General features: G+C 64.2%; 21 protein-coding genes. 14 read left to right on the plus strand and 7 right to left on the minus strand.

What is annotated here, in order from left to right:
- Positions 1-203 precede the first annotated feature (203 nt).
- Positions 204-1,586, plus strand: a complete 1,383-nt coding sequence (locus BMY68_RS23360; protein WP_085534108.1) for a substrate-binding domain-containing protein — start codon at positions 204-206, stop codon at positions 1,584-1,586.
- Positions 1,587-1,679: 93 nt separating this feature from the next.
- Here BMY68_RS23360 and BMY68_RS23365 read toward each other — a convergent pair whose 3' ends face one another.
- Entirely contained in the window at positions 1,680-2,909 is a 1,230-nt protein-coding gene (locus tag BMY68_RS23365) for an acyl-CoA dehydrogenase (RefSeq protein WP_009044614.1), read from the minus strand.
- Positions 2,910-3,086: 177 nt separating this feature from the next.
- On the opposite strand from BMY68_RS23365, the gene BMY68_RS23370 reads away from it, so the two are divergent.
- The 3 genes from BMY68_RS23370 to BMY68_RS23380 all read left to right on the plus strand — a co-directional run bounded on the left by BMY68_RS23370 (position 3,087) and on the right by BMY68_RS23380 (position 5,639).
- Positions 3,087-4,013: a LysR family transcriptional regulator gene (locus BMY68_RS23370; RefSeq protein ID WP_009044615.1), complete on the plus strand. Its 927-nt coding sequence runs from the start codon at positions 3,087-3,089 to the stop codon at positions 4,011-4,013.
- Positions 4,014-4,181: 168 nt separating this feature from the next.
- Positions 4,182-4,586 carry a MerR family transcriptional regulator gene (locus BMY68_RS23375; RefSeq protein ID WP_007929654.1) on the plus strand — a complete coding sequence of 135 codons (405 nt, stop codon included), beginning with the start codon at positions 4,182-4,184 and terminating at the stop codon, positions 4,584-4,586.
- Positions 4,587-4,739: 153 nt separating this feature from the next.
- Positions 4,740-5,639, plus strand: a complete 900-nt coding sequence (locus BMY68_RS23380; protein WP_009044616.1) for a hydroxymethylglutaryl-CoA lyase — start codon at positions 4,740-4,742, stop codon at positions 5,637-5,639.
- Between the two features lie 657 nt (positions 5,640-6,296).
- Here the strand turns inward: BMY68_RS23380 and BMY68_RS23385 are convergent.
- Positions 6,297-7,991 (minus strand): AMP-binding protein, encoded by a 1,695-nt coding sequence (locus BMY68_RS23385; protein WP_009044617.1) that lies wholly within the window; start codon positions 7,989-7,991, stop codon positions 6,297-6,299.
- A 225-nt stretch (positions 7,992-8,216) separates the two neighbouring features.
- Here BMY68_RS23385 and BMY68_RS23390 point away from each other — a divergent pair, with 225 nt between their 5' ends.
- From BMY68_RS23390 to BMY68_RS23410, 5 genes are read left to right on the plus strand one after another with little or no spacing between them, the layout of a single operon-like run.
- Positions 8,217-9,380, plus strand: a complete 1,164-nt coding sequence (locus BMY68_RS23390; RefSeq protein ID WP_085534106.1) for an isovaleryl-CoA dehydrogenase — start codon at positions 8,217-8,219, stop codon at positions 9,378-9,380.
- A 9-nt stretch (positions 9,381-9,389) separates the two neighbouring features.
- Positions 9,390-9,653, plus strand: coding sequence for a hypothetical protein (locus BMY68_RS23395; protein WP_085534105.1), 264 nt, complete (start codon positions 9,390-9,392; stop codon positions 9,651-9,653).
- On the plus strand, positions 9,654-11,261 hold the full coding sequence (locus tag BMY68_RS23400) for a carboxyl transferase domain-containing protein (protein ID WP_085534103.1): 1,608 nt from the start codon (positions 9,654-9,656) through the stop codon (positions 11,259-11,261).
- A 17-nt stretch (positions 11,262-11,278) separates the two neighbouring features.
- Complete coding sequence (locus BMY68_RS23405; protein ID WP_009044620.1) at positions 11,279-12,094, plus strand: gamma-carboxygeranoyl-CoA hydratase; 816 nt, start codon at positions 11,279-11,281, stop codon at positions 12,092-12,094.
- Positions 12,094-14,037 (plus strand): acetyl/propionyl/methylcrotonyl-CoA carboxylase subunit alpha, encoded by a 1,944-nt coding sequence (locus BMY68_RS23410; RefSeq protein ID WP_085534101.1) that lies wholly within the window; start codon positions 12,094-12,096, stop codon positions 14,035-14,037. The genes BMY68_RS23405 and BMY68_RS23410 overlap by 1 nt, the downstream gene beginning before the upstream one ends.
- Positions 14,038-14,093: 56 nt before the next feature.
- Here the strand turns inward: BMY68_RS23410 and BMY68_RS23415 are convergent, their stop codons facing one another.
- Positions 14,094-14,759, minus strand: a complete 666-nt coding sequence (locus BMY68_RS23415) for a LexA family protein (protein WP_085534099.1) — start codon at positions 14,757-14,759, stop codon at positions 14,094-14,096.
- Between the two features lie 131 nt (positions 14,760-14,890).
- On the opposite strand from BMY68_RS23415, the gene BMY68_RS23420 reads away from it, so the two are divergent.
- Together BMY68_RS23420 and BMY68_RS23425 are read left to right on the plus strand one after the other, a co-directional pair.
- The gene (locus BMY68_RS23420; protein WP_085534097.1) at positions 14,891-15,232 is read left to right on the plus strand and encodes a DUF6124 family protein; all 342 of its coding nucleotides are present in this window, start codon (positions 14,891-14,893) and stop codon (positions 15,230-15,232) included.
- Between the two features lie 495 nt (positions 15,233-15,727).
- A complete protein-coding gene (locus BMY68_RS23425) occupies positions 15,728-16,879 on the plus strand; it encodes a M14 family metallopeptidase (protein ID WP_085534095.1) in 1,152 nt (383 codons plus the stop codon).
- Positions 16,880-16,918: 39 nt separating this feature from the next.
- On the opposite strand, the gene BMY68_RS23430 is transcribed toward BMY68_RS23425, so the two are convergent.
- Complete coding sequence (locus tag BMY68_RS23430; RefSeq protein ID WP_085534093.1) at positions 16,919-17,365, minus strand: winged helix-turn-helix transcriptional regulator; 447 nt, start codon at positions 17,363-17,365, stop codon at positions 16,919-16,921.
- A 97-nt stretch (positions 17,366-17,462) separates the two neighbouring features.
- Between BMY68_RS23430 and BMY68_RS23435 the strand changes: the two genes are divergently transcribed.
- Positions 17,463-18,674, plus strand: coding sequence for an MFS transporter (locus BMY68_RS23435; RefSeq protein ID WP_085534091.1), 1,212 nt, complete (start codon positions 17,463-17,465; stop codon positions 18,672-18,674).
- A gap of 99 nt (positions 18,675-18,773) precedes the next feature.
- Here BMY68_RS23435 and BMY68_RS23440 read toward each other — a convergent pair whose 3' ends face one another.
- Both BMY68_RS23440 and BMY68_RS23445 read right to left on the minus strand, forming a co-directional pair.
- Entirely contained in the window at positions 18,774-19,313 is a 540-nt protein-coding gene (locus BMY68_RS23440) for a cytochrome b (protein ID WP_009044627.1), read from the minus strand.
- On the minus strand, positions 19,310-20,395 hold the full coding sequence (locus BMY68_RS23445) for a catalase family peroxidase (protein ID WP_085534089.1): 1,086 nt from the start codon (positions 20,393-20,395) through the stop codon (positions 19,310-19,312). The genes BMY68_RS23440 and BMY68_RS23445 overlap by 4 nt, the downstream gene beginning before the upstream one ends.
- 180 nt (positions 20,396-20,575) lie before the next feature.
- Here BMY68_RS23445 and BMY68_RS23450 point away from each other — a divergent pair, with 180 nt between their 5' ends.
- Together BMY68_RS23450 and BMY68_RS23455 are read left to right on the plus strand one after the other, a co-directional pair.
- Positions 20,576-21,082: an RNA polymerase sigma factor gene (locus BMY68_RS23450; protein ID WP_009044629.1), complete on the plus strand. Its 507-nt coding sequence runs from the start codon at positions 20,576-20,578 to the stop codon at positions 21,080-21,082.
- Complete coding sequence (locus BMY68_RS23455; RefSeq protein ID WP_085534087.1) at positions 21,079-21,831, plus strand: anti-sigma factor family protein; 753 nt, start codon at positions 21,079-21,081, stop codon at positions 21,829-21,831. The genes BMY68_RS23450 and BMY68_RS23455 overlap by 4 nt, the downstream gene beginning before the upstream one ends.
- Positions 21,832-22,091: 260 nt before the next feature.
- Here BMY68_RS23455 and BMY68_RS23460 read toward each other — a convergent pair whose 3' ends face one another.
- Complete coding sequence (locus BMY68_RS23460; RefSeq protein WP_085534086.1) at positions 22,092-23,081, minus strand: Csu type fimbrial protein; 990 nt, start codon at positions 23,079-23,081, stop codon at positions 22,092-22,094.
- Positions 23,082-23,110: the final 29 nt, after the last annotated feature.

The following is a 23,110-nucleotide window of genomic DNA, read 5'->3' on the forward strand; positions in this document are numbered from 1 at the left end:
GCCTGGTGACGACGAGAGTCGGCGTGCGCCAATTCCCCTCCAGACAAAGTTTTCAACTCTACTGAGCCCGCCGTGCCGGGTCTTTAAGAGCATTCTGAAAAGCCTGGGGAACGCTCCGATTACCCCCATCAACTGTCACATCCCCGTCACCTCCCTGACTTAATCTCGCCGCACTCGCTCCCGCCATAGAAGGCCATTGCCGCATGTCACGCGTCTCCACCGTCAGTGAACCGGACCTCTGGTGCCGAACCCTCTGCCTGCTGCTGGTCGGCTTCGTCTGCTACGCCCTGCCCTGGTCGGTGTTCGCCGCCCTGCCCCTGGCCGGCGACAACCAGCCGGTGCTGCGCATCCAGGGTTCCAACACCATCGGTGCCGCGCTGGGCCCGGCCCTGGTCAAGGGCCTGATGCAAGAACAGGGTTTGCTCGATATACGGATCGAGGCGACGGGCAAAGACAACGAGCGTCGGGTGACCGGCCAGAGTGCCCAGGGCCGGCGCGTTGTCGTCGAGATCGCCGCGCATGGCTCCAGTACCGGCTTTGCCGCGTTGAAGAACGCCAGCGCCGACCTCGCCGCCGCGTCGCGGCCGATCAAGGACAGCGAACTGGTGGAGCTGGAAGCCCTCGGCGACCTGAAAGACCCCGACGCCGAACAGGTGATCGCCATCGACGGCCTGGCCATCATCCTCCACCCGCACAACCCGCTGACGCGACTGGACACCGAACAACTGGCGCGGGTGTTCAGCGGCGAGGTGAAAACCTGGGAAGAACTGGGCGGCGTCGGCGGCGCCATTCACCTGTACGCCCGCGATGACCGCTCCGGCACCTACGACACCTTCAAGGAACTGGTGCTGGCCCGCCGCGACAGGAACCTGAGCGCCACGGCGAAACGCTTCGAGTCCAGCGAACAACTCTCCGACGCGGTCAGCCGCGATCCCCAGGGCATCGGTTTTATCGGCCTGCCTTATGTGCGCCAGGCCAAGGCCGTGGCGATCGTCGACGGCGGCTCGCAACCGATGCTGCCCCTCGACAGCCTGATCGCCACCGAGGACTACCCATTGTCACGGCGCCTGTACTTCTACCTGCCGCCCGATGAGCAAAATCCCTGGGCCAGGGCCCTGGTGCGTTTCGCCCAAAGCGCCAGGGGCCAGGCCATAGTCGCGACCAACGGTTTTATCGCCCAGACGGTGCTGGCCATGAGTGTCGCCCCCGCCCCGCAGATGCCCGAGGGTTACCAGGCCATCGCCCGGCAGGCGCAGCGCCTGACCGTGAACTTTCGCTTCGAGGAAGGCAGCGCCACCCTCGACAACAAGGCGCGCCAGGACCTGCCACGGGTCCTGGACTTTCTCAAGCGGCACGACAAGCTGGCCAAGCGCGTGACCCTGGTCGGCTTCGGCGATGCCAAGAACGATCCGGCCCGCGCGGCGCTGCTGTCCAAGCTCAGAGCCATGACGGTGCGCCGGGAGCTGGTGAGAAACGGTGTGGTGTTGCGCGAGATCCGCGGTTTTGGCGCGCAGATGCCGGTCGCGGCCAATACCGCGGACGAGGGGCGGATCAAGAATCGGCGGGTGGAAGTCTGGGTGTATTGAGAGAGAAACCAGCGGGGTAATCGAGGACGCTTCGCGGGCAAGCCTCGCTTCTACAGATTCTTCCGTAGGAGCGAGGCTTGCCCGCGATCGCTTTTAATGCCCGCTGCGCAGCATTTCCTTGGGCACGTACTTGCCGATTTCGAACTTGCCGATGGCCGCGCGGTGTACTTCGTCCGGGCCGTCGGCCAGGCGCAAGGTGCGCTGCATGGCGTACATGTAGGCCAGCGGGAAATCGTTGGAGACCCCGGCCCCGCCATGAATCTGGATGGCCCGGTCGATCACCTTCAAGGCCACGTTCGGCGCCACCACCTTGATCTGGGCAATTTCGCTTTTCGCCACCTTGTTACCGACGGTGTCCATCATGTACGCCGCCTTCAGGGTCAGCAGGCGCGCCATGTCGATCTCCATCCGCGAGTCGGCGATCTTGTCGATATTGCCGCCCAGGCGCGCCAGCGGCTTGCCGAAAGCGGTACGGCTCACCGCACGCTTGCACATCAGTTCCAGCGCGCGCTCGGCCATGCCGATCGAACGCATGCAGTGGTGAATCCGACCCGGGCCAAGGCGGCCCTGGGCGATCTCGAAACCACGGCCTTCGCCCAGCAGCACGTTCTCGTACGGCACCCGCACATTGTCGAACAGCACTTCGGCATGGCCGTGGGGGGCGTCGTCGTAACCGAACACCGGCAGCGGCCGGACAATCTTCACCCCGGGGGTATCGACCGGCACCAGGATCATCGAATGCTGCTGGTGGCGCGGCGCGTCCGGGTTGCTCAGGCCCATGAAGATCAGGATCTTGCAGCGCGGGTCGCAGGCCCCCGAAGTCCACCACTTCTTGCCGTTGATCACCCATTCGTCGCCATCGCGCACGGCGCGGGCCGCCATGTTGGTGGCATCGGACGACGCCACGTCCGGCTCGGTCATGGCGAAGGCGGAGCGGATCTCGCCGCGCAGCAGCGGCTCCAGCCAGCGTTGCTTCTGCTCTTCATTGGCGTAACGCACCAGCACTTCCATGTTGCCGGTGTCCGGTGCCGAACAGTTGAACGGTTCCGGCCCCAGCAGGGAGCGGCCCATGATTTCCGCCAGCGGCGCGTATTCGAGGTTGGTCAGGCCGGCGCCGAGTTCCGACTCGGGCAGGAACAGGTTCCACAGGCCCTCGGCCTTGGCCTTGAGTTTGAGCTCTTCCATGATCGCCGTCGGCTGCCAGCGATCGCCTTCGGCGACCTGGCGCTCGAACACCGCTTCAGCCGGATAGACATAAGTGTCCATAAACGCGGTCACGCGCTCACGCAGTTCCTGAACCTTGGGTGAATAGGCGAAATCCATGGGCAGCTACCTTCTTGGCGAGGTGGTTGAGGGCATGGAACCGATGCTAGAACAGCTTACGAAAATTTACCTAGCCTATTCTCGGCGTGTATTAACATTCATCACCGATATATGATTGACTGATCAGGCAGGTCATCAACCCATCCCTCCCGACCCTAACAATAAGAGTGCAGCGCAATGAATCTGAGCAAGGTCGACCTCAACCTTTTCATCGTCTTCGACGCGATCTACACCGAAGCCAACCTGACCCGCGCCGGGCAGATCGTCGGCATCACTCAGCCCGCTGTCTCCAACGCCCTGGCCCGCCTGCGCGAGACCTTCAACGACCCGCTGTTCGTGCGGACCGCCCAGGGCATGGTGCCCACGCCCATGGCGCAGAACATCATCGGCCCGGTGCGCAACGCCCTTTCGCTGCTGCGGGTGTCGGTGCAGGAAAGCCGCATCTTCAACCCCTTGCAGGCGGTCAAGACCTACCGCATCAGCATGACCGACCTGACCGAGGCGGTGATCCTGCCGCCGCTGTTCCAGCGCCTGCGGCGCCTGGCGCCCACGGTGATCATCGAGAGCTTCCTGTCCAAACGCCGGGAAACCACCAAGGAACTGGCCGCCGGCCGCCTGGATTTCGCCGTCGATGCCCCGCTCAACACCGACCCGCAGGTCCGCCACGTCAAGCTGATGGAAGACCGCTATGTGTGCGCCATGCGCAAGAGCCACCCGCTGGCGAACAAGGAAAAACTCAGCCTCGACGACTACCTGTCGCTGACCCACATCCATATTTCCAGCCGTCGCAGCGGCCTGGGTTACGTCGACCTGGCCCTGGGCAAGATGGGCATCCAGCGCAAGATCGCCCTGCGTTCCCAGCATTACCTGATGGCCTCGCAAGTGCTGCAGCAGACCGACATGGTCATGACCGTGCCCGAGCGCTTCGCCCGGCGCCATGACCTGCAGGCGTTCAACCTGCCGGTCAACGACGTACCGCCGCTGGAAACCCACCTCTACTGGCACGAAAGCACCGACCAGGACCCGGCCAACCGCTGGATGCGCGAGCAGATGATCGAGCTGTGCCAGCAGGTGACGGCCCACGAGAAAAAACTCGAAAAGTGATGTGCAGGCGCAACGCTTGCCCGCGATAAGGGAGAACGTGGTGGTTCAGGGAAACCTCAGCGTACCCATCGCGGGCAAGCCTCGCTTCTACAGATAGGGCGGCATCCTGCTTGACGTATACGTCAACCTCGAATTAGCTTAACGCCAAGACCTTTTTCGAGTGCCCCCATGAGCAGCCAGACCTACAGCATTTCCGACCTTGCCCGCGAGCTCGACATCACCACCCGGGCCATCCGTTTCTATGAAGAACAAGGCCTGCTCGCCCCCGAACGCCGTGGCCAGGAACGCATCTACTCGCCACGGGACAAGGTCAGCCTGAAGCTGATCCTGCGCGGCAAGCGGATCGGCTTCTCCCTGGCCGAATGCCGCGAACTGATCGAACTCTACGACCCCAGCAGCGGCAATCTGAAACAGCTGCACAGCATGCTGGCGAAAATCGCCGAGCGCCGTGAGCAGCTGGAGCAACAGTTGCTGGACATCGAACAGATGAAGCTGGAGCTTGACACCGCGGAAGAGCGCTGCACCCAGGCGCTGGAGCAGACCATCCAGAATCAGAAAAGCGCCGTGCAGTAACCGCCCCAGGCGATCGCTCGCAAAGCGGCCGCGCCAGCAACACAGACAATCTGCCAGACAGACCGTAGCGCCTGGTTTTGCGTCGACTTCGTCGCCGAGCGCAGCCTGCGGCAGCGGCTACATTAGTGCCCACTTAATATAGGTAAAGCTCTCATGTCCCTCCCCACCCATGTCCGCCTGGTCGAAGTCGGTCCTCGCGACGGTTTGCAGAACGAAGCCCAGCCCATCAGCGTCGCCGACAAGGTGCAACTGGTGGATGCCCTGAGCGCGGCCGGGCTCGGCTATATAGAAGTCGGCAGTTTCGTCTCGCCCAAATGGGTGCCGCAGATGGCCGGGTCCGCCGAGGTGTTCGCGCAGATCCAGCGTAAGCCGGGGGTGACCTACGGCGCCCTCGCCCCGAACCTGCGCGGTTTCGAAGACGCCCTGGCCGCCGGGGTCAAGGAAGTCGCGGTGTTCGCCGCCGCCTCCGAGGCGTTTTCCCAGCGCAACATCAACTGCTCCATCAGCGAGAGCCTGGAACGCTTCGTGCCGATCATGGAGGCAGCGAAACAGCAAGGCGTTACCGTGCGCGGTTACGTGTCCTGCGTGCTGGGCTGCCCTTACGAAGGCGAGGTAGCGCCGGAACAGGTCGCCGTGGTCGCCCGCGAGCTGTACAGCATGGGCTGCTACGAAGTGTCCCTGGGCGACACCATCGGCACCGGCACCGCCGGCGCTACCCGCCGCATGTTCGAGGTGGTGGCCGCCCACGTTCCGCGGGACAAGCTCGCCGGGCACTTCCACGACACTTATGGCCAGGCCCTGGCCAATATCTACGCCAGCCTGCTGGAGGGCATCGCGGTGTTCGACAGCTCGATCGCCGGGCTCGGCGGCTGCCCCTATGCCAAGGGCGCCAGCGGTAACGTCGCCAGCGAGGACGTGCTGTACCTGCTCAACGGGCTGGGCATCGAAACCGGTATCGACATGGAGCGCCTGATCCTCGCCGGCCAGCAGATCTGCTCCGTGCTGGGGCGGCCCACCGGCTCGCGCGTCGCCAAAGCCCGTTACCCAGGTTGAGGGGACGCCTGTTTCAGGGTGTTACCGGCCGCTCTGGCGCACGCTCGAAACGGGTAACACGGAAACAGTTTGTCGATTTTCTAGCGGTACAGATGAAAGACCGTTTTTATCAAGCCATTGATTTTAAAGGATTTTAAAAAGTTGGCATGGCTTCTGCTATATCTCTGGCATAACAAGAATAAAAAGCAGCAAAGCTAATAAAAATAAGACGAAACGACTCTGACATAACAAAAACAACACGGCAGAGACGCAGCTAACAGATTTTTTTGGAGAGGATGTGTTTTCCAGGGTGTCTTTAACAATAAGAGCCACCCGCAACCGGGCAGAGAACAATAAAACTACCCCAAGGTAGCTCCCGAACTGGTTGGTCGCTCAAGCGAGAAAATAGATCAGCGCTCAAAAAAATACGTTTGCTCTTGATCCCGGATGGGGATCGCCAAAAACAGCGGTAAAGGGTAACGGTTGCCAAAAACAACAACAGACCGCCCCTCAATAATAAAAAAAGAGCACGCAACGACAAAAATTAAAGGGGAGCTTCGGCTCCCCTTTGTGCTTTCCGGCCTTCCTGTTTCCCTCCCCTCTCCTGCCTCGGCTGCGCGCCCCAAAACGGCTCGCGAGCCGCTCCCGCACATATTCGCGGGAGCCTGCTCGAATGGCTCAGGAATGCCCGCGCAACTCCTCGATGCTGATCTCGCGCATCCTGAACTTCTGGATCTTGCCGGTCACGGTCATCGGGAATTCCTCGACGAACTTGAAGTAACGCGGCGTCTTGAAGTGGGCGATACGCGCCTTGCACCAGGCCTGCAGCTCCTCCTCGCTGGCGCTGTGGCCAGGGTGGAACTTGATCCAGGCGACGATCTCCTCGCCATATTTCGAGCACGGGATACCGATCACCTGCACGTCGGCCACCGCCGGGTGGGTGAAGAAAAACTCCTCCAGCTCGCGCGGATAAATGTTCTCGCCGCCGCGGATGATCATGTCCTTGTTACGCCCGGCGATGCACACGTAACCCTGCTCGTTCATGGTCGCCAGGTCGCCGGTGTGCATCCAGCCGGCCTGGTCGATGGCTTCGGCCGTGCCCTGGGGGTTGTTCCAGTAGCCCAGCATCACGCTGTAACCGCGGGTGCAGAGCTCGCCGATGGTGCCGCGCGGCACGATATTGCCCGCCTCGTCGATGATCTTGCTTTCCAGCTGCGGCTGGGTGCGACCGACCGTGGTCACGCGCAGCTCAAGCTCGTCCGCCGGGCCGGTCTGCAACGACACCGGGCTGGTTTCGGTCATGCCGTAGGCGATCTGCACTTCGCTCATGTGCATCTCGCTGATCACCCGGCGCATCACCTCGATCGGACAGGTGGCCCCGGCCATGATCCCGGTGCGCAGGCTCGACAGGTCGAACTCGGCACGCCGTGGCTGGTCGAGCATGGCGATGAACATGGTCGGCACGCCGTACAGCCCGGTGGCCTTTTCCTCGGCCACGGCGCCCAGGGTCAGCAGCGGATCGAAGGCATCGTTGGGGTAGATCATGGTCGTGCCGTGGGTCACGCAGCCCAGGTTGCCCATGACCATGCCGAAGCAGTGGTACAGCGGCACCGGGATCACCAGGCGGTCCTCGTGGCCCAGGCCCAGGCTCTCGCCGACCATGTAACCGTTGTTGAGGATATTGTAGTGGCTGAGGGTCGCGCCCTTGGGGAAACCGGTGGTGCCGGAGGTGTACTGGATATTCACCGCCTGGTCGGGGTCCAGGCTGTCCTGGCGTTCGCGCAGCGCTTCGACGCTGACACCGGCCCCCAGGTCGGCCAACTGCGACCAGGGCAGAAAGCCCGACGGCGGCTGGGCATCGAGGCTGATCACGCCGCGCAAATCCGGCAGGCGCTCGCTTTGCAGCTGGCCGATGGACTGCTGCGCCAGCTCGGGCGCCAGGCCCTGGAGCATGGCGTGGTAATCGGAGGTCTTGAACGCGCCGGCGCACACCAGCCACTGGCAGCCGGACTGCTTGAGCACGTATTCCAGTTCGGAGCTGCGATAGGCCGGATTGATGTTCACCAGGATCGCGCCGATCTTGGCGCTGGCGAACTGGCTGATGCACCACTGGGCACAGTTGGGAGCCCAGATGCCCAGCCGGTCGCCGGTCTTGAGCCCCAGGGCCAGCAGCGCCCGGGCATGCAGATCGACGGTTTCGGCCAGTTGCTGCCAGCTGTAGCGCAACTGCTGATGACGCACCACCAGGGCTTCGCCTTGCGGATATGACGCCACCGTGCGATCGAACGCCTGACCGATGGTCAGCGCCAGCAAGGCCTTGTCCTGCGTGCCGCGAGTGTAGCTGCGCCCTGGCGCGGATGCGGGTTGATCCATGATGACCCCTATTGTCTTTATTAGTGGGTAAGCATGAGCCAGGCATGTAGCGAAGGAGCCTGGCCCCCAGCGAAAACGCCCCTACTCTGGCGCAAGTTGACGTTTACGTAAAGGGTGATTGACAGCCACCCGTCGCAGGCTTACGTTAACGTAAAGGTGAGAGCCGAATCAGCCGCTCTCCACAGCCCGACTCCCTGACATAAAAACAAGTTTGAAGGTGCCCCCATGAGCTATCCGACCCTGAACTTTGCCCTCGGCGAAACCATCGACATGCTCCGCGACCAGGTGCAGGCCTTCGTCAAGGCCGAGCTGGCGCCACGGGCGGCACAGATCGACATCGACAACCTGTTCCCCGCCGACATGTGGCGCAAGTTCGGCGACATGGGCCTGCTGGGCATCACCGTGCCGGAAGAATACGGCGGTGCCGGCCTGGGCTACCTGGCCCACGTGGTGGCCATGGAAGAAATCAGCCGCGGCTCGGCCTCGGTCGCCCTCTCCTACGGCGCCCACTCCAACCTCTGCGTCAACCAGATCAACCGCAACGGTAACCACCAACAGAAAAGCCACTACCTACCCAAGCTGATCAGCGGCGAACACATCGGCGCCCTGGCCATGAGCGAACCCAACGCCGGCTCCGACGTGGTCTCGATGAAGCTGCGCGCCGACAAGCGTGGCGATCGCTATGTGCTCAACGGCAGCAAGACCTGGATCACCAACGGCCCCGACGCCAACACCTATGTGATCTACGCCAAGACCGACCTGGAAAAGGGCCCGCACGGCATCACCGCGTTCATCGTCGAGCGCGACTGGAAAGGCTTCAGCCGCAGCAACAAGTTCGACAAGCTGGGCATGCGCGGCTCCAACACCTGCGAGCTGTTCTTCGACGATGTGGAAGTGCCGGAAGAGAACATCCTCGGCGTGCTCAATGGCGGCGTTAAGGTACTGATGAGCGGCCTGGACTACGAGCGCGTGGTGCTCTCCGGCGGTCCGACCGGGATCATGCAGGCCTGCATGGACCTGGTGGTGCCCTACATCCACGACCGCAAGCAGTTCGGCCAGAGCATCGGCGAGTTCCAGCTGATCCAGGGCAAGGTCGCCGACATGTACACCCAGCTCAACGCCAGCCGCGCCTACCTGTATGCCGTGGCCCAGGCCTGCGAGCGCGGCGAGACCACGCGCAAGGACGCCGCCGGGGTGATCCTCTACAGCGCCGAACGCGCCACCCAGATGGCTCTGGACGCGATCCAGATCCTTGGCGGCAACGGCTATATCAACGAGTTCCCCGCCGGCCGCCTGCTGCGCGACGCCAAGCTGTATGAAATCGGCGCCGGCACCAGCGAAATCCGCCGCATGCTGATCGGTCGCGAACTGTTCAACGAAACCAAGTAAGGAAGCGCCATGAAGGTCTACAGCACTTCCCCCTTCCCCATCTCACAGATGGTTCAGGACTTCATTGCGGATGGCTTCGTCGCATTGATCTCCCTGACCAGCGAGCAACGCCGCGTCGGCGGACAGATTGCACAGCAATTGCGGACTCTTGGTTATGAGCCGATCAATAGAGAAGCCAAAACGCCGAACTGGATTCACTTCGTTTATGACCCTGAGCGGTTCGACTCGGCGAAAGCCGAGAGCATCGCAATCACTCTCGACCCGGAGTTCTGAATGGCTATCCTGCATACCCAGCTCAATCCCCGTTCGCCGGAGTTTGTCGCCAACAGCGAAGCGATGCTCAAACAGGTCGACGCCCTGCACACCCTGCTCGCCCAGGTCCAGCAAGGCGGCGGCGCCAAGGCCCAGGAACGGCACACCTCGCGTGGCAAACTGCTGCCGCGCGAGCGCATCAACCGCCTGCTCGACCCGGGCTCGCCCTTCCTCGAAGTCAGCCAGCTGGCGGCGTATCAGGTGTATGGCGAAGACGTGCCGGCCGCCGGGGTGATTGCCGGCATCGGCCGGGTCGAAGGCGTCGAATGCATGATCGTGGCCAACGACGCCACGGTGAAAGGCGGCTCCTATTACCCGCTGACCGTGAAAAAACACCTGCGCGCCCAGACCATCGCCCAGCAGAACCGCCTGCCCTGCATCTACCTGGTGGATTCCGGCGGCGCCAACCTGCCGCGCCAGGACGAGGTGTTCCCCGACCGCGAACACTTCGGGCGGATCTTCTTCAACCAGGCCAACATGAGCGCCCAGGGCATCCCGCAGATCGCCGTGGTCATGGGCTCCTGCACCGCCGGTGGCGCCTACGTGCCGGCCATGGCCGACGAAGCGATCATGGTCCGCGAACAGGCCACCATCTTCCTCGCCGGCCCGCCGCTGGTGAAAGCCGCCACCGGTGAAGTGGTCAGCGCCGAAGACCTTGGCGGCGCCGATGTGCACTGCAAGATCTCCGGTGTCGCCGACCACTACGCCGACAGCGACGAACACGCCCTGGCCCTGGCCCGGCGCAGCATTGCCAACCTCAACTGGCGCAAGCAGGGCGAGTTGCAGCAACGCACGCCGATCGCCCCGCTGTATACCAGCGACGAGCTGTACGGGGTGATTCCGGCGGACGCCAAACAACCTTTCGATGTGCGCGAAGTCATCGCGCGGCTGGTGGACGCTTCGCTCTTCGATGAGTTCAAGGCGCTGTTCGGCACCACCCTGGTGTGCGGCTTCGCCCACCTGCACGGCTACCCGATCGCCATCCTCGCCAACAACGGCATCCTCTTCGCCGAGGCCGCGCAGAAAGGCGCGCACTTCATCGAACTGGCCTGCCAGCGCGGCATCCCGCTGCTGTTCCTGCAGAACATCACCGGCTTTATGGTCGGGCAGAAATACGAAGCCGGCGGCATCGCCAAGCACGGCGCCAAGCTGGTGACCGCGGTGGCCTGCGCCAAGGTGCCGAAGTTCACGGTGATCATCGGCGGCAGCTTCGGCGCCGGCAACTACGGCATGTGCGGCCGCGCCTACGACCCACGTTTCCTGTGGATGTGGCCCAACGCGCGGATCGGCGTGATGGGCGCAGAGCAGGCCGCCGGGGTGCTGGTGCAGGTCAAGCGCGAGCAGGCCGAACGCGGCGGGCAGCCATTCAGCGCCGCCCAGGAAGCCGAGATCAAGCAGCCGATCCTCGATCAGTACGAACACCAGGGCCATCCGTATTACTCCAGCGCCCGGCTGTGGGACGACGGCGTCATCGACCCGGCGCAGACCCGCGACGTCCTGGCGCTGGCCTTGTCCGCGTCCCTCAACGCCCCTATCGAACAGAGCCGCTTCGGCGTGTTCCGCATGTGACCCGGAGCGAAACCGACATGAACGACTTCAACACCCTGGAACTGCTGAAGGACCCGCGTGGTTTCGCCACCCTGTGGCTCAGCCGCGAGGAAAAGAACAACGCTTTCAATGCCGAAATGATCCGCGAGCTGATCCTCGCCCTGGATCAGGTGCAAAGCGATCCGGCCCTGCGTTTCTTGCTGGTGCGCGGCCGCGGCAAGCATTTCAGCGCCGGCGCCGACCTGGCCTGGATGCAGCAGTCGGCCGAACTCGACTATCACACCAACCTCGACGACGCCCGCGAGCTGGCCGAGCTGATGTACAACCTGGCCAAGCTGAAGATCCCGACCCTGGCCGTGGTGCAAGGCGCGGCCTTTGGCGGCGCCCTGGGCCTGATCAGTTGCTGCGACATGGCCATCGGTGCCGACGATGCGCAGTTCTGCCTCTCGGAAGTACGCATCGGCCTGGCCCCGGCGGTGATCAGCCCGTTCGTGGTGCAAGCCATCGGCGAACGCGCGGCGCGCCGCTACGCCCTGACCGCCGAGCGTTTCAGCGGCCAGCGGGCCCGGGAAATCGGCCTGCTGGCGGAAAGCTACCCGGCGACCGAGCTGGAACAACAAGTAGCGTCGTGGATCGACAACCTGCTGCTCAACAGCCCGTGCGCCATGCGCGCCAGCAAGGACCTGCTGCGCGAAGTCGGCAACGGCGCCCTGACCCCGGCCCTGCGCCGCTACTGCGAAAACGCCATTGCCCGCATCCGCGTCAGCCCCGAAGGCCAGGAAGGCCTGCGCGCCTTTCTGCAAAAGCGCTCGCCCAGCTGGCAGCCCGACAAGATCACCAAGGAGTCGCGTTAATGAGCGCCCCTGTCCTGACCACCCTGCTGGTGGCCAACCGCGGCGAGATCGCCTGCCGCGTGATGCGCACCGCCAAGGCCCTGGGCCTGACCACCGTGGCCGTGCACAGCGCCACCGACCGTGACGCCCGCCACAGCCGAGAAGCCGACCTGCGCATCGACCTGGGCGGCAGCAAGGCCGCCGACAGCTACCTGCAGATCGACAAACTGATCGCCGCCGCCAAGGCCAGCGGCGCCCAGGCGATTCACCCCGGCTACGGTTTTCTCTCGGAGAACGCCGGCTTCGCCCGCGCCATCGAAGCCGCCGGCCTGATCTTCCTCGGCCCGCCGGCGTCGGCCATCGACGCCATGGGCAGCAAATCGGCGGCCAAGGCACTGATGGAAACCGCCGGCGTGCCCCTGGTCCCCGGTTACCACGGCGAAGCCCAGGACCTGGAAACCTTCCGCGTCGCCGCCGAGCGCATCGGCTACCCGGTGCTGCTCAAGGCCACCGCCGGCGGTGGCGGCAAGGGCATGAAAGTGGTGGAGGACGTCAGCCAACTGGCCGAAGCCCTGGCCTCGGCCCAGCGTGAGGCGCAGTCGTCCTTCGGCGATTCGCGGATGCTGGTGGAAAAATACGTGCTCAAGCCGCGCCATGTGGAGATCCAGGTGTTCGCCGACCAGCACGGCAACTGCCTGTACCTCAACGAGCGCGACTGCTCGATCCAGCGGCGCCACCAGAAAGTCGTCGAAGAAGCCCCGGCCCCCGGCCTGAGCGTCGAGCAGCGCAAGGCCATGGGCGAAGCCGCGGTGCGCGCGGCACAGGCCATCGGTTACGTCGGCGCCGGCACCGTGGAGTTCCTGCTGGATTCGCGCGGCGAATTCTTCTTCATGGAAATGAACACCCGCCTGCAAGTGGAGCACCCGGTCACCGAAGCCATCACCGGGCTGGACCTGGTGGCCTGGCAAATCCGCGTGGCCCAGGGCGAAGCGCTGCCGATCACCCAGGATCAGGTGCCGCTGATCGGGCACGCGATCGAAGTGCGGCTGTACGCCGAGGACCCGGGCAACGACTTCCTCCCGGCCACCGGGCACCTGGCGCTGTACCGCGAATCGGCGGCGGGTCCTGGACGTCGGGTGGACAGCGGCGTCGAGCAAGGCGACAGCGTGTCGCCGTTCTACGACCCGATGCTCGGCAAGCTGATTGCCTGGGGCGAAAACCGCGAGCAGGCGCGTTTGCGCCTGCTGGCCATGCTCGACGAGTTCGCCATCGGTGGGCTGAAGACCAACCTGGCGTTCCTGCGGCGCATCATCGCCCATCCGGCCTTCGCCGCCGCCGAGCTGGATACCGGCTTTATCCCGCGCTATCAGGATCAGTTGCTGCCACCGGCCAGCGCCTTGAGCGACGAGTTCTGGCAGGCCGCCGCCCAGGCGTTCGCCCAGAGCCAGCCGGACCAGACGCGCGCCGACGACCGCCATTCCCCCTGGGCCAAGGCCAGCGGCCTGCGTATCGGCCTGCCGCGGGAAACCGTGCTGCACCTCGACTGCGAGGGCCAGGACCGGGCGATCAAGCTGGACACCAGCGCGGCCATGGCCTTGCATGACGAACAGCTGTCGATCGAACACAAGGGGCTGCGCCAGCAGCACCGGGCGATTCGCCAGGGCGACAGCCTGTATCTGCAGTGGCAGGGCGAGATGCACCGGGTCACGGCCTATGACCCAATTGCCGCGGTGGAGGCCAGCCACAGCCACCAGGGCGGCCTGACCGCGCCCATGAACGGCAGCATCGTGCGGGTTCTGGTGCAAGCCGGGCAGAGCGTCGAAGCCGGCGCGCAACTGGTGGTCCTGGAAGCGATGAAGATGGAACACAGCATCCGCGCACCGCAAGCCGGGGTGGTCAAGGCGCTGTATTGCCAGGAAGGCGAAATGGTCAGTGAGGGAAGTGCCCTGGTGGAGCTGGAATAAGCTCCTGAGGCAGAAGATCGTTCCCGCAGCCTTGCGGGAACGATCGTATTTTTACGTCAGAATTTAGCGGTAGCCTGCACCACGACACCAATAATCCGACAATCATCGCTGTAAAGCGCCTTCGGGTAAGTCGGATTCAGCGGCACCAGATAACGCTGCCCACCCTCCTCCACCAGCTTGCGGAAAATCGCTTCGGTGCTGCCCGGGCATTGCACGATCACCAGCTTGCCGGGACCCGCCTCCACCGCCGGGTCCACCAGGATCAACATGTCCTGGGCGATGCTCAGGCCGCTCGGGGCAATCATCGCGTCGCCCACCACGACCAGCCAGAAAGCCGAGCCTTCGGCCTGGTAGTCGGAGAGCTCGTAACGCTCGCTGGCGTAGCCCGCGCCACCGGCCTCGCGCACCTCGCCAACGCCCCGCCAGTCGCTGACCGGATAGCGGAAGTACGGGTTGTACTTCTGCACCAACGACGGCCCTTCCAGCAGCAGTTGGCCCTCGTCATCCACCTGTGGTTTTTCGCGGATCACCAGCGCGACTTCAAGAAAACCCAGGCCGATTTCTTCCAGCACCCGGTTCATGTCTTCGATCTTCGGCTGGCGCCGTTTGCTCAGCCAATGACCGATGCCGCCCTGGGACATGCCCAGGCGCTCCGCGAGCTTTTCTTGCGTGACCTTGCGGTCCTTCATGTTGGATTTAACCAACTCGATCCATTTGTCCATGGAGCGGAACAATACGTTGTGTATTTCGGCCCTCAACACACAAGTTGTAGTATTTGAAACCTAGTCACAAATACATTAAGTATTACCATTCCTCAGACCCTCTTATTCCACGTCAAAGGATGGAACCGCTCATGAGCACAACCAGCAAAGATGCACCGGAACTGGAAACCGATGTCGGCTTCAACGCCCTCAAGGACAGCGAGGCCGCCCGCCGGGCCATGGACTACTACTTGAAACCGGCTATTGCAGATGCGTCGATCGACGAGAAGTTCTTCGAGGTCAAACACAGCATCAGCAGCGAGGAAGCGATGATCCACGCTTCCGACCTGCTGCGCTGCGCCGCGGCCAGTGCCTACGAGGCTGCCGACCACCTGCGGGGTACCCGGCGGGACCTGGCGTTTTCCGTGGTGCACATGATCGACATGGCCAAGGCGCTGGTGGATCGCTCGCTGGACAGCCATCGCCCGGAATGAGCGCCACGGCAGAATTCGCCCACAGCCGATCCGGCCGATGAACAGGGGCAGGAAATTATTTTCTAAAAGGCGGGGAAAAACATTTGACTTGCAAATGATAATGATTATTATTGCAAGCAACTGGTCGCGAGATCAGTCGATAACCCAAGAGACCTTAGGTCGGACTCCTGGATTATCTCCTCATCAGGCTAATCACGGTTTTTGACCCGGCTTTTTGCCGGGTCTTTTTTTTCTGCCAGTTTTTCTGGCTTGGCTTCAGGCTAATGAAGACTGGGTACCGCTAAATTGGCGGCGATGATAGCAAAAGAATGCCTCATTGCAAGCCGACGCCCGCCGCAACGGCTCGCAAATGCAAAAACAGCGCTTGAGAATCAATTGCATAGCTTCTAAGCTGCTTTCGCGTCAAGGACGACGCCCCCCTCTCCCGCCGAAATTGCCCCCCTGCAACTCCCCGCCTTGCTAAAGTAACGGCCATAAAAATCCTGCTCAGGAATCATGACCGTGGCCCAAAGCTCGTTTCAAATCTCTGCCAATTTCGACAGCGGCAATATCGAAGTACTGGATGCCAGCAACCCCTCGCAAGTCCTGCTGGCCATCAAGCCCGACACCCGCAGCGCGCATTTCCAGTGGTTCCACTTCAAGGCCAGCGGCCTGCATGTCGGCCAGGAACACTGGTTCCGCCTGAGCAATGCCAGCAAATCCTCGTACAACAAGGCCTGGAGCGGCTACCAGGCGGTGGCGTCCTACGATCACGTCAACTGGTTCCGCGTGCCGACGATTTTTGAAGGCGACACCCTGCGCTTCTGCCTGGAAGCCACCCAGACCCACGCCTGGTTCGCCTACTTCGAACCCTACAGCCGCGGTCGGCACGACTGGCTGATCGATCAGGCACTGACCAAGGCCGGCGCCGAACTGCTGGCCACCGGCAAAAGCGTCGAGGGCCGTGACATCCAGCTGCTGCGCAAAGGCAACGGCGGCGAAGGCCGGCGCAAGGTCTGGATCATCGCCCAGCAGCACCCTGGCGAGCACATGGCCGAATGGTTCATGGAGGGCGTGATCGAGCGCCTGCAGCACCGTGACGATGCCGAGCTGAACAGGCTGCTGGCCAGCGCCGACCTGTACCTGGTGCCGAACATGAACCCCGACGGCGCTTTCCACGGCCATTTGCGCACCAACGCCATGGGCCAGGACCTGAACCGCGCCTGGCAGAGCGCCAGTCGGGAGCTCAGCCCGGAAGTGCTGTTCGTCCAGCAGCAGATGGAGCAGTACGGTGTCGACCTGTTCCTCGACGTGCACGGCGACGAAGAAATCCCCCATGTGTTCACCGCCGGCTGCGAGGGCAACCCGGGCTACACGCCGCGCCTGGCCAAGCTCGAGGAGCATTTCCGCAGCCACCTGAAACACAAGACCCGGGACTTCCAGACCACCCACGGCTACACCAGGGACAAACCCGGCGAAGCCAACATGACCCTGGCCTGCAACAGCGTCGGCGAGAAGTTCGACTGCCTGTCGCTGACCCTGGAAATGCCGTTCAAGGACCACGACGACAACCCCAACCCGCTCACCGGCTGGTCGGGCAAACGCTCGATGCAACTGGGCAAGGACGTCCTCAGCACCGTGGCCGACATGGTCGGCATCCTGCGCTGATCCTGCTGCGCTGGCCGCGGCTCGAACCGCGGCCAGCGTCTATTGCACCGGCACCCGCCGGCAATCCTCGGGCCCGAGCAGGCGCCCGTCCGCCGAGCGCAATTCCAGCGGTCGCAGCGGCTGCCCCTGCTCGCGGTCGACCATCAGCGAATGCGCCTCCCCCGGCTCATAGAAATACGCCTCGCCCCACTGCCGCAAACCGATGATCAGGTTGAACAGGCCGTTGCCCTTCTGCGTCAGCACGTACTCCTGATAGGCACTGCCATCCGACGCCGGTAGCACCTCGAAGATGCCATGGGCCACCAGGGTGCGCAGGCGGGCGGCGAGGATGTTCTTGGCCATCCCCAGGTTGCGCTGGAACTCGCTGAAGCGGCGGATGCCGTCGAAGGCATCGCGAATGATCAGCAGCGACCACCAGTCGCCGATAGCGTCCAGCGAACGGGCCACCGGGCATTCGGCGCCCTCCAGGCTTGTGCGTTTGACCATGATGCAGACTCGCGACAGGAAAGTGGTTGCAATATAAAACCAGACTCTCTACCGTACAACTGGTTTCATAACGCAACTAGAACTCACGGAGCCGAGCATGACCGCCGCCATCGCCCCTCTGCCATCCGCCACCATTCCGGCGTCGGTGGTGCTGCTCTTTGCCATTGCCTGCGGGCTGGCGGTGGGCAATGTCTATTACGCCCAACCCCTGCTCGATGCCATGGCCCACAGCCTGGACATGCCGCGAGCGACCATCGGCCTGGTCATCACCCTGACCCAGGTTGGCTACGGCCTCGGCCTGCTGTTCCTGGTGCCGCTGGGCGACCTGCTGAACCGGCGGCGGCTGATCGTCGGCCAGACGAGCTTGTCGGTCGCGGCCCTGTTGATGGTGGCGCTCGCCGCGGACAGCACCTGGCTGTTGCTGGGCATGGCCCTGACCGGGCTGCTCGCGGTGGTGACCCAGGTGCTGGTGGCCTATGCCGCCAACCTGGCCGCGCCGGGCGAACGTGGCCGGGTGGTGGGCAGCGTGACCAGCGGCATCGTGCTCGGGATCCTGCTGGCGCGCACGGTGTCGGGCACCATGGCCGACCTGGCCGGCTGGCGTTCGGTGTACCTGCTGTCGGCCGGGCTGACCCTGGTCATGGCGCGGTTGTTGTGGCGGGTGCTGCCCAAGGTCGAGCAACCGGCGGCGCTGCACAGCTACGGCCAGCTGATCCGCTCGCTGTTCGGCCTGTTTCGCGAAGAAAAGATCCTGCGCGACCGGGCGGTGCTGGCGCTGCTGATCTTCGGCGCCGGCACCGTGTTGTGGACCCCGCTGGTGCTGCCCCTGAGCGCCCCGCCACTGTCGTTGTCCCATACCGAGATCGGCCTGTTCGGCCTCGCCGGGGCGGCCGGGGCCCTGGGCGCGGCGCGCGCCGGACGCCTGGCCGACCGTGGCCTGGGCCAGTGGACCAGCGGCCTGGCACTGAGCCTGATGCTGGCCTCCTGGTTGCCCATCGCCTACACCCAGTCGTCGCTCTGGGCCCTGTTGCTGGGAGTGATCGTTTTCGACCTGGGTTTACAGGCGGTGCATGTCACCAGCCAGAGCCTGATCTACAGCACCCGCCCCGAGGCCCAGAGCCGCCTGGCCGCGGGCTACATGCTGTTCTATTCGATCGGCAGCGCCAGCGGCTCGATCGGCGCCACGGCCATGTATGCCTGGGCGGGCTGGACCGGGGTGTGCCTGCTGGGCGCCGCGATCAATGGCGTGGCGCTGCTGTACTGGCTATGGAGCCTGAACCCGCGCAAAGCCCTGGTGTGTGCCGGTTGAATTGCGGGGACGGGGCTTCGCGAGCTTGCCCCTGCAAGGGTTATGTAAATCCCTGTAGGAGCGAGCTCGCTCGCGATAAACCTCGATGACTCCGTTACCTCATTCCTTGCCGCGCAGCATGCTCTCCAGCACCCCGTCGCGGCGCACCCAGCCATGGAACAGCGCCGCCGCCAGATGCAGCAGCACCGTCAAAAACAGCAGGTAGGCGAGAAAGCCGTGAGCCTTGCGCAAAAAAGCGAACAGCTGGGCATTGGCCGGCAGGATCGCCGGCAACTGCAGCGAACTGCCGAGCATCACCGGGTCGCCCGCCGCCGAAATCATCGCCCAGCCCAGCAGCGGCAGGACCAGCATCAGCGCGTACAGCAGCACATGGGAGGCCTTGGCCGCCAACGCCTGCCAGCCCGGCAGGTCCGCCGGCAACGGCGGTTGCCGGGTGGAAAAGCGCACGACCAGACGCACGATCACCAGCAGCAGAATGGCAATGCCCAGCGGCTTGTGCAGGTGGATCAGCCATTGGTGACGCTCGGACACCGAGGCCACCATGCCGGCGCCGATAAACAGCATGGCAATGATCATCAGCGCCATCAGCCAGTGCAGCAGGCGCGCCAATGGCGCGAAGTGGTTCGGTTGGGCACTCATGGGCGGGACTCCTGGGCAGCGCGGGGCAATTGGTCGACTTCACTGGTACGGCGCAGATAAGAACTGGCATAGGCCGCCGAACGGGCCGCCAGCAGCGGGTCGTCGGAGGCGGCGATGCCGCTCGGCAGTACCAGCGGGTCGTAGTTGATGTCGCGGCATTCGCCCTCGTTCTGCGGTTGGCTGCGCTCCAGTACCAGGGTCCCGGCATTCAGCACCTTGCGCTCGCTGGGCCAGGCCTTGCTGGCGTCGTCGGTCGGGTCGCCCGGGTTGGCCAGGGTGATGTTCAAGCGCCAGCGCAACGACCCTGCGGCCAGGCGCTGCACCAGGTCTTTTTCTAGAAAGTCGTTGCCTTGCGGCGCCACCGCGCCGGGCGCGTCCTGGGTCAGCGGCACCACGCCCCAGCGCACGGCCTGGCGTTGCCCGCTGGCGCTCACCAGGTAAAACGCGTTGATGCCGTTGTAGGTCTCGGTGGCATAGCTGGCCGAGGGCTTGGCGCCCTTGATCCATTGCAGGAACGGCATGGCTTCGGGGTGGGCGGCGAAAAACGCCGGCACGCTGGCCGGGTTCGGCTTGCCGGTCGCCGGGTCTGGCGCACTGGCTTGCTGCAACTGGTAAAACGCCTCGGGGGTGCCCACCGGGAACACCGGCATGCTGTTCATCCCGGTGCGCCACTGCTGGCCGTTGGCCTGGGTAAAACGCAGGGCCAGGCTGCGGATCGGCACGCTGCTGTCAGGCGCATAGGGATTGCCGGGAGGCAAGGCGAAACGCCCGACCACCGGGGTCCGCGCTTCGTTGAACACCTGGGCGCTGGAATAACTGCGGGCCTCGCCGCTGCTCTCGAAATAACCGGCCACGCACACGCCCTTGGCATGGTTGCGGCGAAAGCCCGGATGCACGCCGTTGTTTTTCTCCAGCACATCCACCAGGGCCTTGGGGGTCAGGCGCTGCGGATCGAAAGTGCCGTTTACATAAGCCATGGCGCCGGCCAGGGCCGCGACCACCAGGGCGATCCCGCCCAGACGCAGGCTCAGGCTGGCCGCGCTCAAGGGCGGACGATCAGGGGGTGATGGACGATCTACCATGAATATCTCCAGGGCCGCGGCCACAGGTGGAAAGGACAGGTCAGACGAGCCCCGGCAGCGGTTATTCCCTGGCCCGCTATTTATTTTTCCGGCACGGGAATAACCTGCACGACCAGGCGTCTGGCTGTTGCAAGCACGCTGTTGCAAGCGTAGCGACTGGCCAACAACCTGCAGGAACCCATGAACGATATCGACGAACAGCTGCGTGAAATCATCCCCCGGCTACGGCGCTTCGCCCTGTCCCTGAGCCGCCAGCCCAGCAGCGCCGACGACCTGGTGCAGGCGAGCCTGGAACGGGCGCTGTCGAGCTGGGGCGAAAAACGCCCCGAGGGCGATCTGCGGGCCTGGCTGTTCGCCATTCTCTACCGGCAGTTTCTCGACGCGCACCGCCGCTCACGGCGTTATGCACGCATGCTGGAATTCTTCACCGGGCGTGACGACGCCCAGCCTTCGGTGGAGCGCAGCGTGGTTGCGCAATCGACCCTGGAAGCCTTCGACCGCCTGCCCGCCGAACAGCGCGCGCTGCTGCTCTGGGTCTCGGTGGAAGGCCTGAGCTACAAGGAAGTCGCCACCATCCTCGACGTACCCACCGGCACCGTGATGTCTCGCCTGTCCCGGGCGCGCCAGGCCCTGCGCCAGCTCAGCGACGGCGAAATCAGCAGCCCTTCTTTGCGGATACTCAAATGATCAGCCTGCCCCCCAGCGAACGCGACCTGCATGCCTATGTCGATCATCGGCTCAACGAGAGCGACCGACGCCTGCTGGAAACCTACCTGAGCAGCCACCCGCAGCTCGCCGCCCAGGTCCAGGCCTGGCAGCAGGACGCCCAGCAGCTGCGCGCGGCCCTCGGCGGCGCCCTGCAACAACCGGCCAACCCCGACCTCGACCCGGCGCTGATTCGCCAGCGCCTCAAGCGCCAGTCGCGCCGCCACCTGGCCAGCGCCACGCTGCTGTTGATCGCCCTCGGCGTCGGCGGCCTGAGTGGCTGGCAGGCGCGGGAAATGACCCTGGCCAGCGCCCCGCTGCCGATGACCGACGCCCTGCAGGCCTACCGCCTGTTTGCCCAGCAAGGCGTCCTCCCGGCCGACCTCAAGGTCCAGGGCAACGGCGCCATGCAGGCCTGGCTCGACCGCTACTTCACCCAGGCCGAGCGCCTGCCGGACCTGCGCGAATCCGGCTTCCAGGCGGTCAGCGGGCGCCTGCTGAGCACCGATCAAGGGCCGGCGGCGATGGTGTTGTACGAGGACCAGGGCGGGCACAGGATCAGCTTCTATATCCGCCCACCGGGACCAAAGAACTACCTGCTGCCCCGGGGCAGCCGCAACGATGGCGAACTGCAGGCCGACTACTGGTCCGACAGTGGCTACAACTACGCCATGGTCAGCCCCAGTGGTTCGGCGGTGGCGCAGCGGCTGCAGGACACCCAGAAGTTCTGAACCACGGCAGCCGCACCCCCGTGGACCGGCCTTGAAACCGCCAAAGGTCCTTCGGACCTATCGCAGCCTGCGGCAGCGGCTACACCTCTCCCGAGAGCCGCTACTCTCCTGCTGTAGCCGCTGGCGCAGCCTGCGATCGGCAGCGCAGCGGCCGCAGGATATCCAGGTCACCACCGGCCTGAGACCGACACGATATGGACGGTAATCCTCCGCCCCCATCGCTCGTACCGGCACCCAGCGCCAGCAACCGCTCTCCCCGCCTAGAACCCCACATCCAGCACCACATTGTCGATATAGGTCCCCGCCGGCGGCGTGGCCTGGTCGGTGTAGATCCGGGCGTTGTAGTTGAACACCTGGCTGCCGGTGCCCAGGCCGTTGCCCGGATTCACCTCGGCATCGGAACTGGCCCGCCGCGCCGCGCCCACGCTGCCCCAGCGGGTGGTGCCGGCACTCTTGAAGATGTCGTAGGCCAGGTAGTTGCTCCCCGAGATCATCCGCCGCCGCCCGCCGACGCTGACGGCATGCTGGCCATCGTCCAGGCCCACGGTGTAGGCACTGCCCTTGGTGCAGGCGAGGTTGATGGTCTGCCCGCTGACGGTGGCGAAGGCGCTGATCACCGGCGCACTGCCGAAACTGATATTGGGCGCGGTGATCACGCAATCGTTGGCCACCGTCAGGTTGACCGTCAGGCTGGCGACGCCGCTGCCGATATCGCGCCCCAGGCAGACGCCCAGGGCACCGATCCCCGCGCAATAGTTCCAACTCCAGGCGATGCTCAAAGTCTCGGTGTAGATGCCGGCGGCGACGTTGCTGCCGGTGATGCTACCCAGGTAGACCGGAATGGCCTTGGCCACGGTCGGGCTGCCCAGCAGCCCCAGAGCATCGACGATGGAGTTGCGCGCGAAGTCGAACTGCACGCCGCGGTTGATGGGGTAGTTGGTGCTGTTGTCGCCGTAGATCGTATAGCCGATGACATCGCCGGTGGGGCCCAATAGCCCGCTCTGCGAGGAGGTGATGGTGGCGTAGAAATGGTCGTTGCTGGCCATCAGGGTCGCCAACGAGCCGGTACAGGCCAGGCCGGCGTTGGTGCTGGAAGCGGACTGCGAGGTGGTGCGCACCAGGATCGAGCTGAGGGTGCCGAAACTCGCCGGCGAGGTACTGACCACCGAGCACAGGGCCTGGGCCGCCCCCGGCGACAGCAGCGCCATCAGCAACAGCCCCTGGCCCCAATAGCCACGCAACCTGTCCATGTTCACCGCCTCCCGATTCCGTTCATGAA

It is taken from the genome of Pseudomonas sp. NFACC41-3, assembly GCF_900109505.1.
Lineage (GTDB): Bacteria > Pseudomonadota > Gammaproteobacteria > Pseudomonadales > Pseudomonadaceae > Aquipseudomonas > Aquipseudomonas chlororaphis.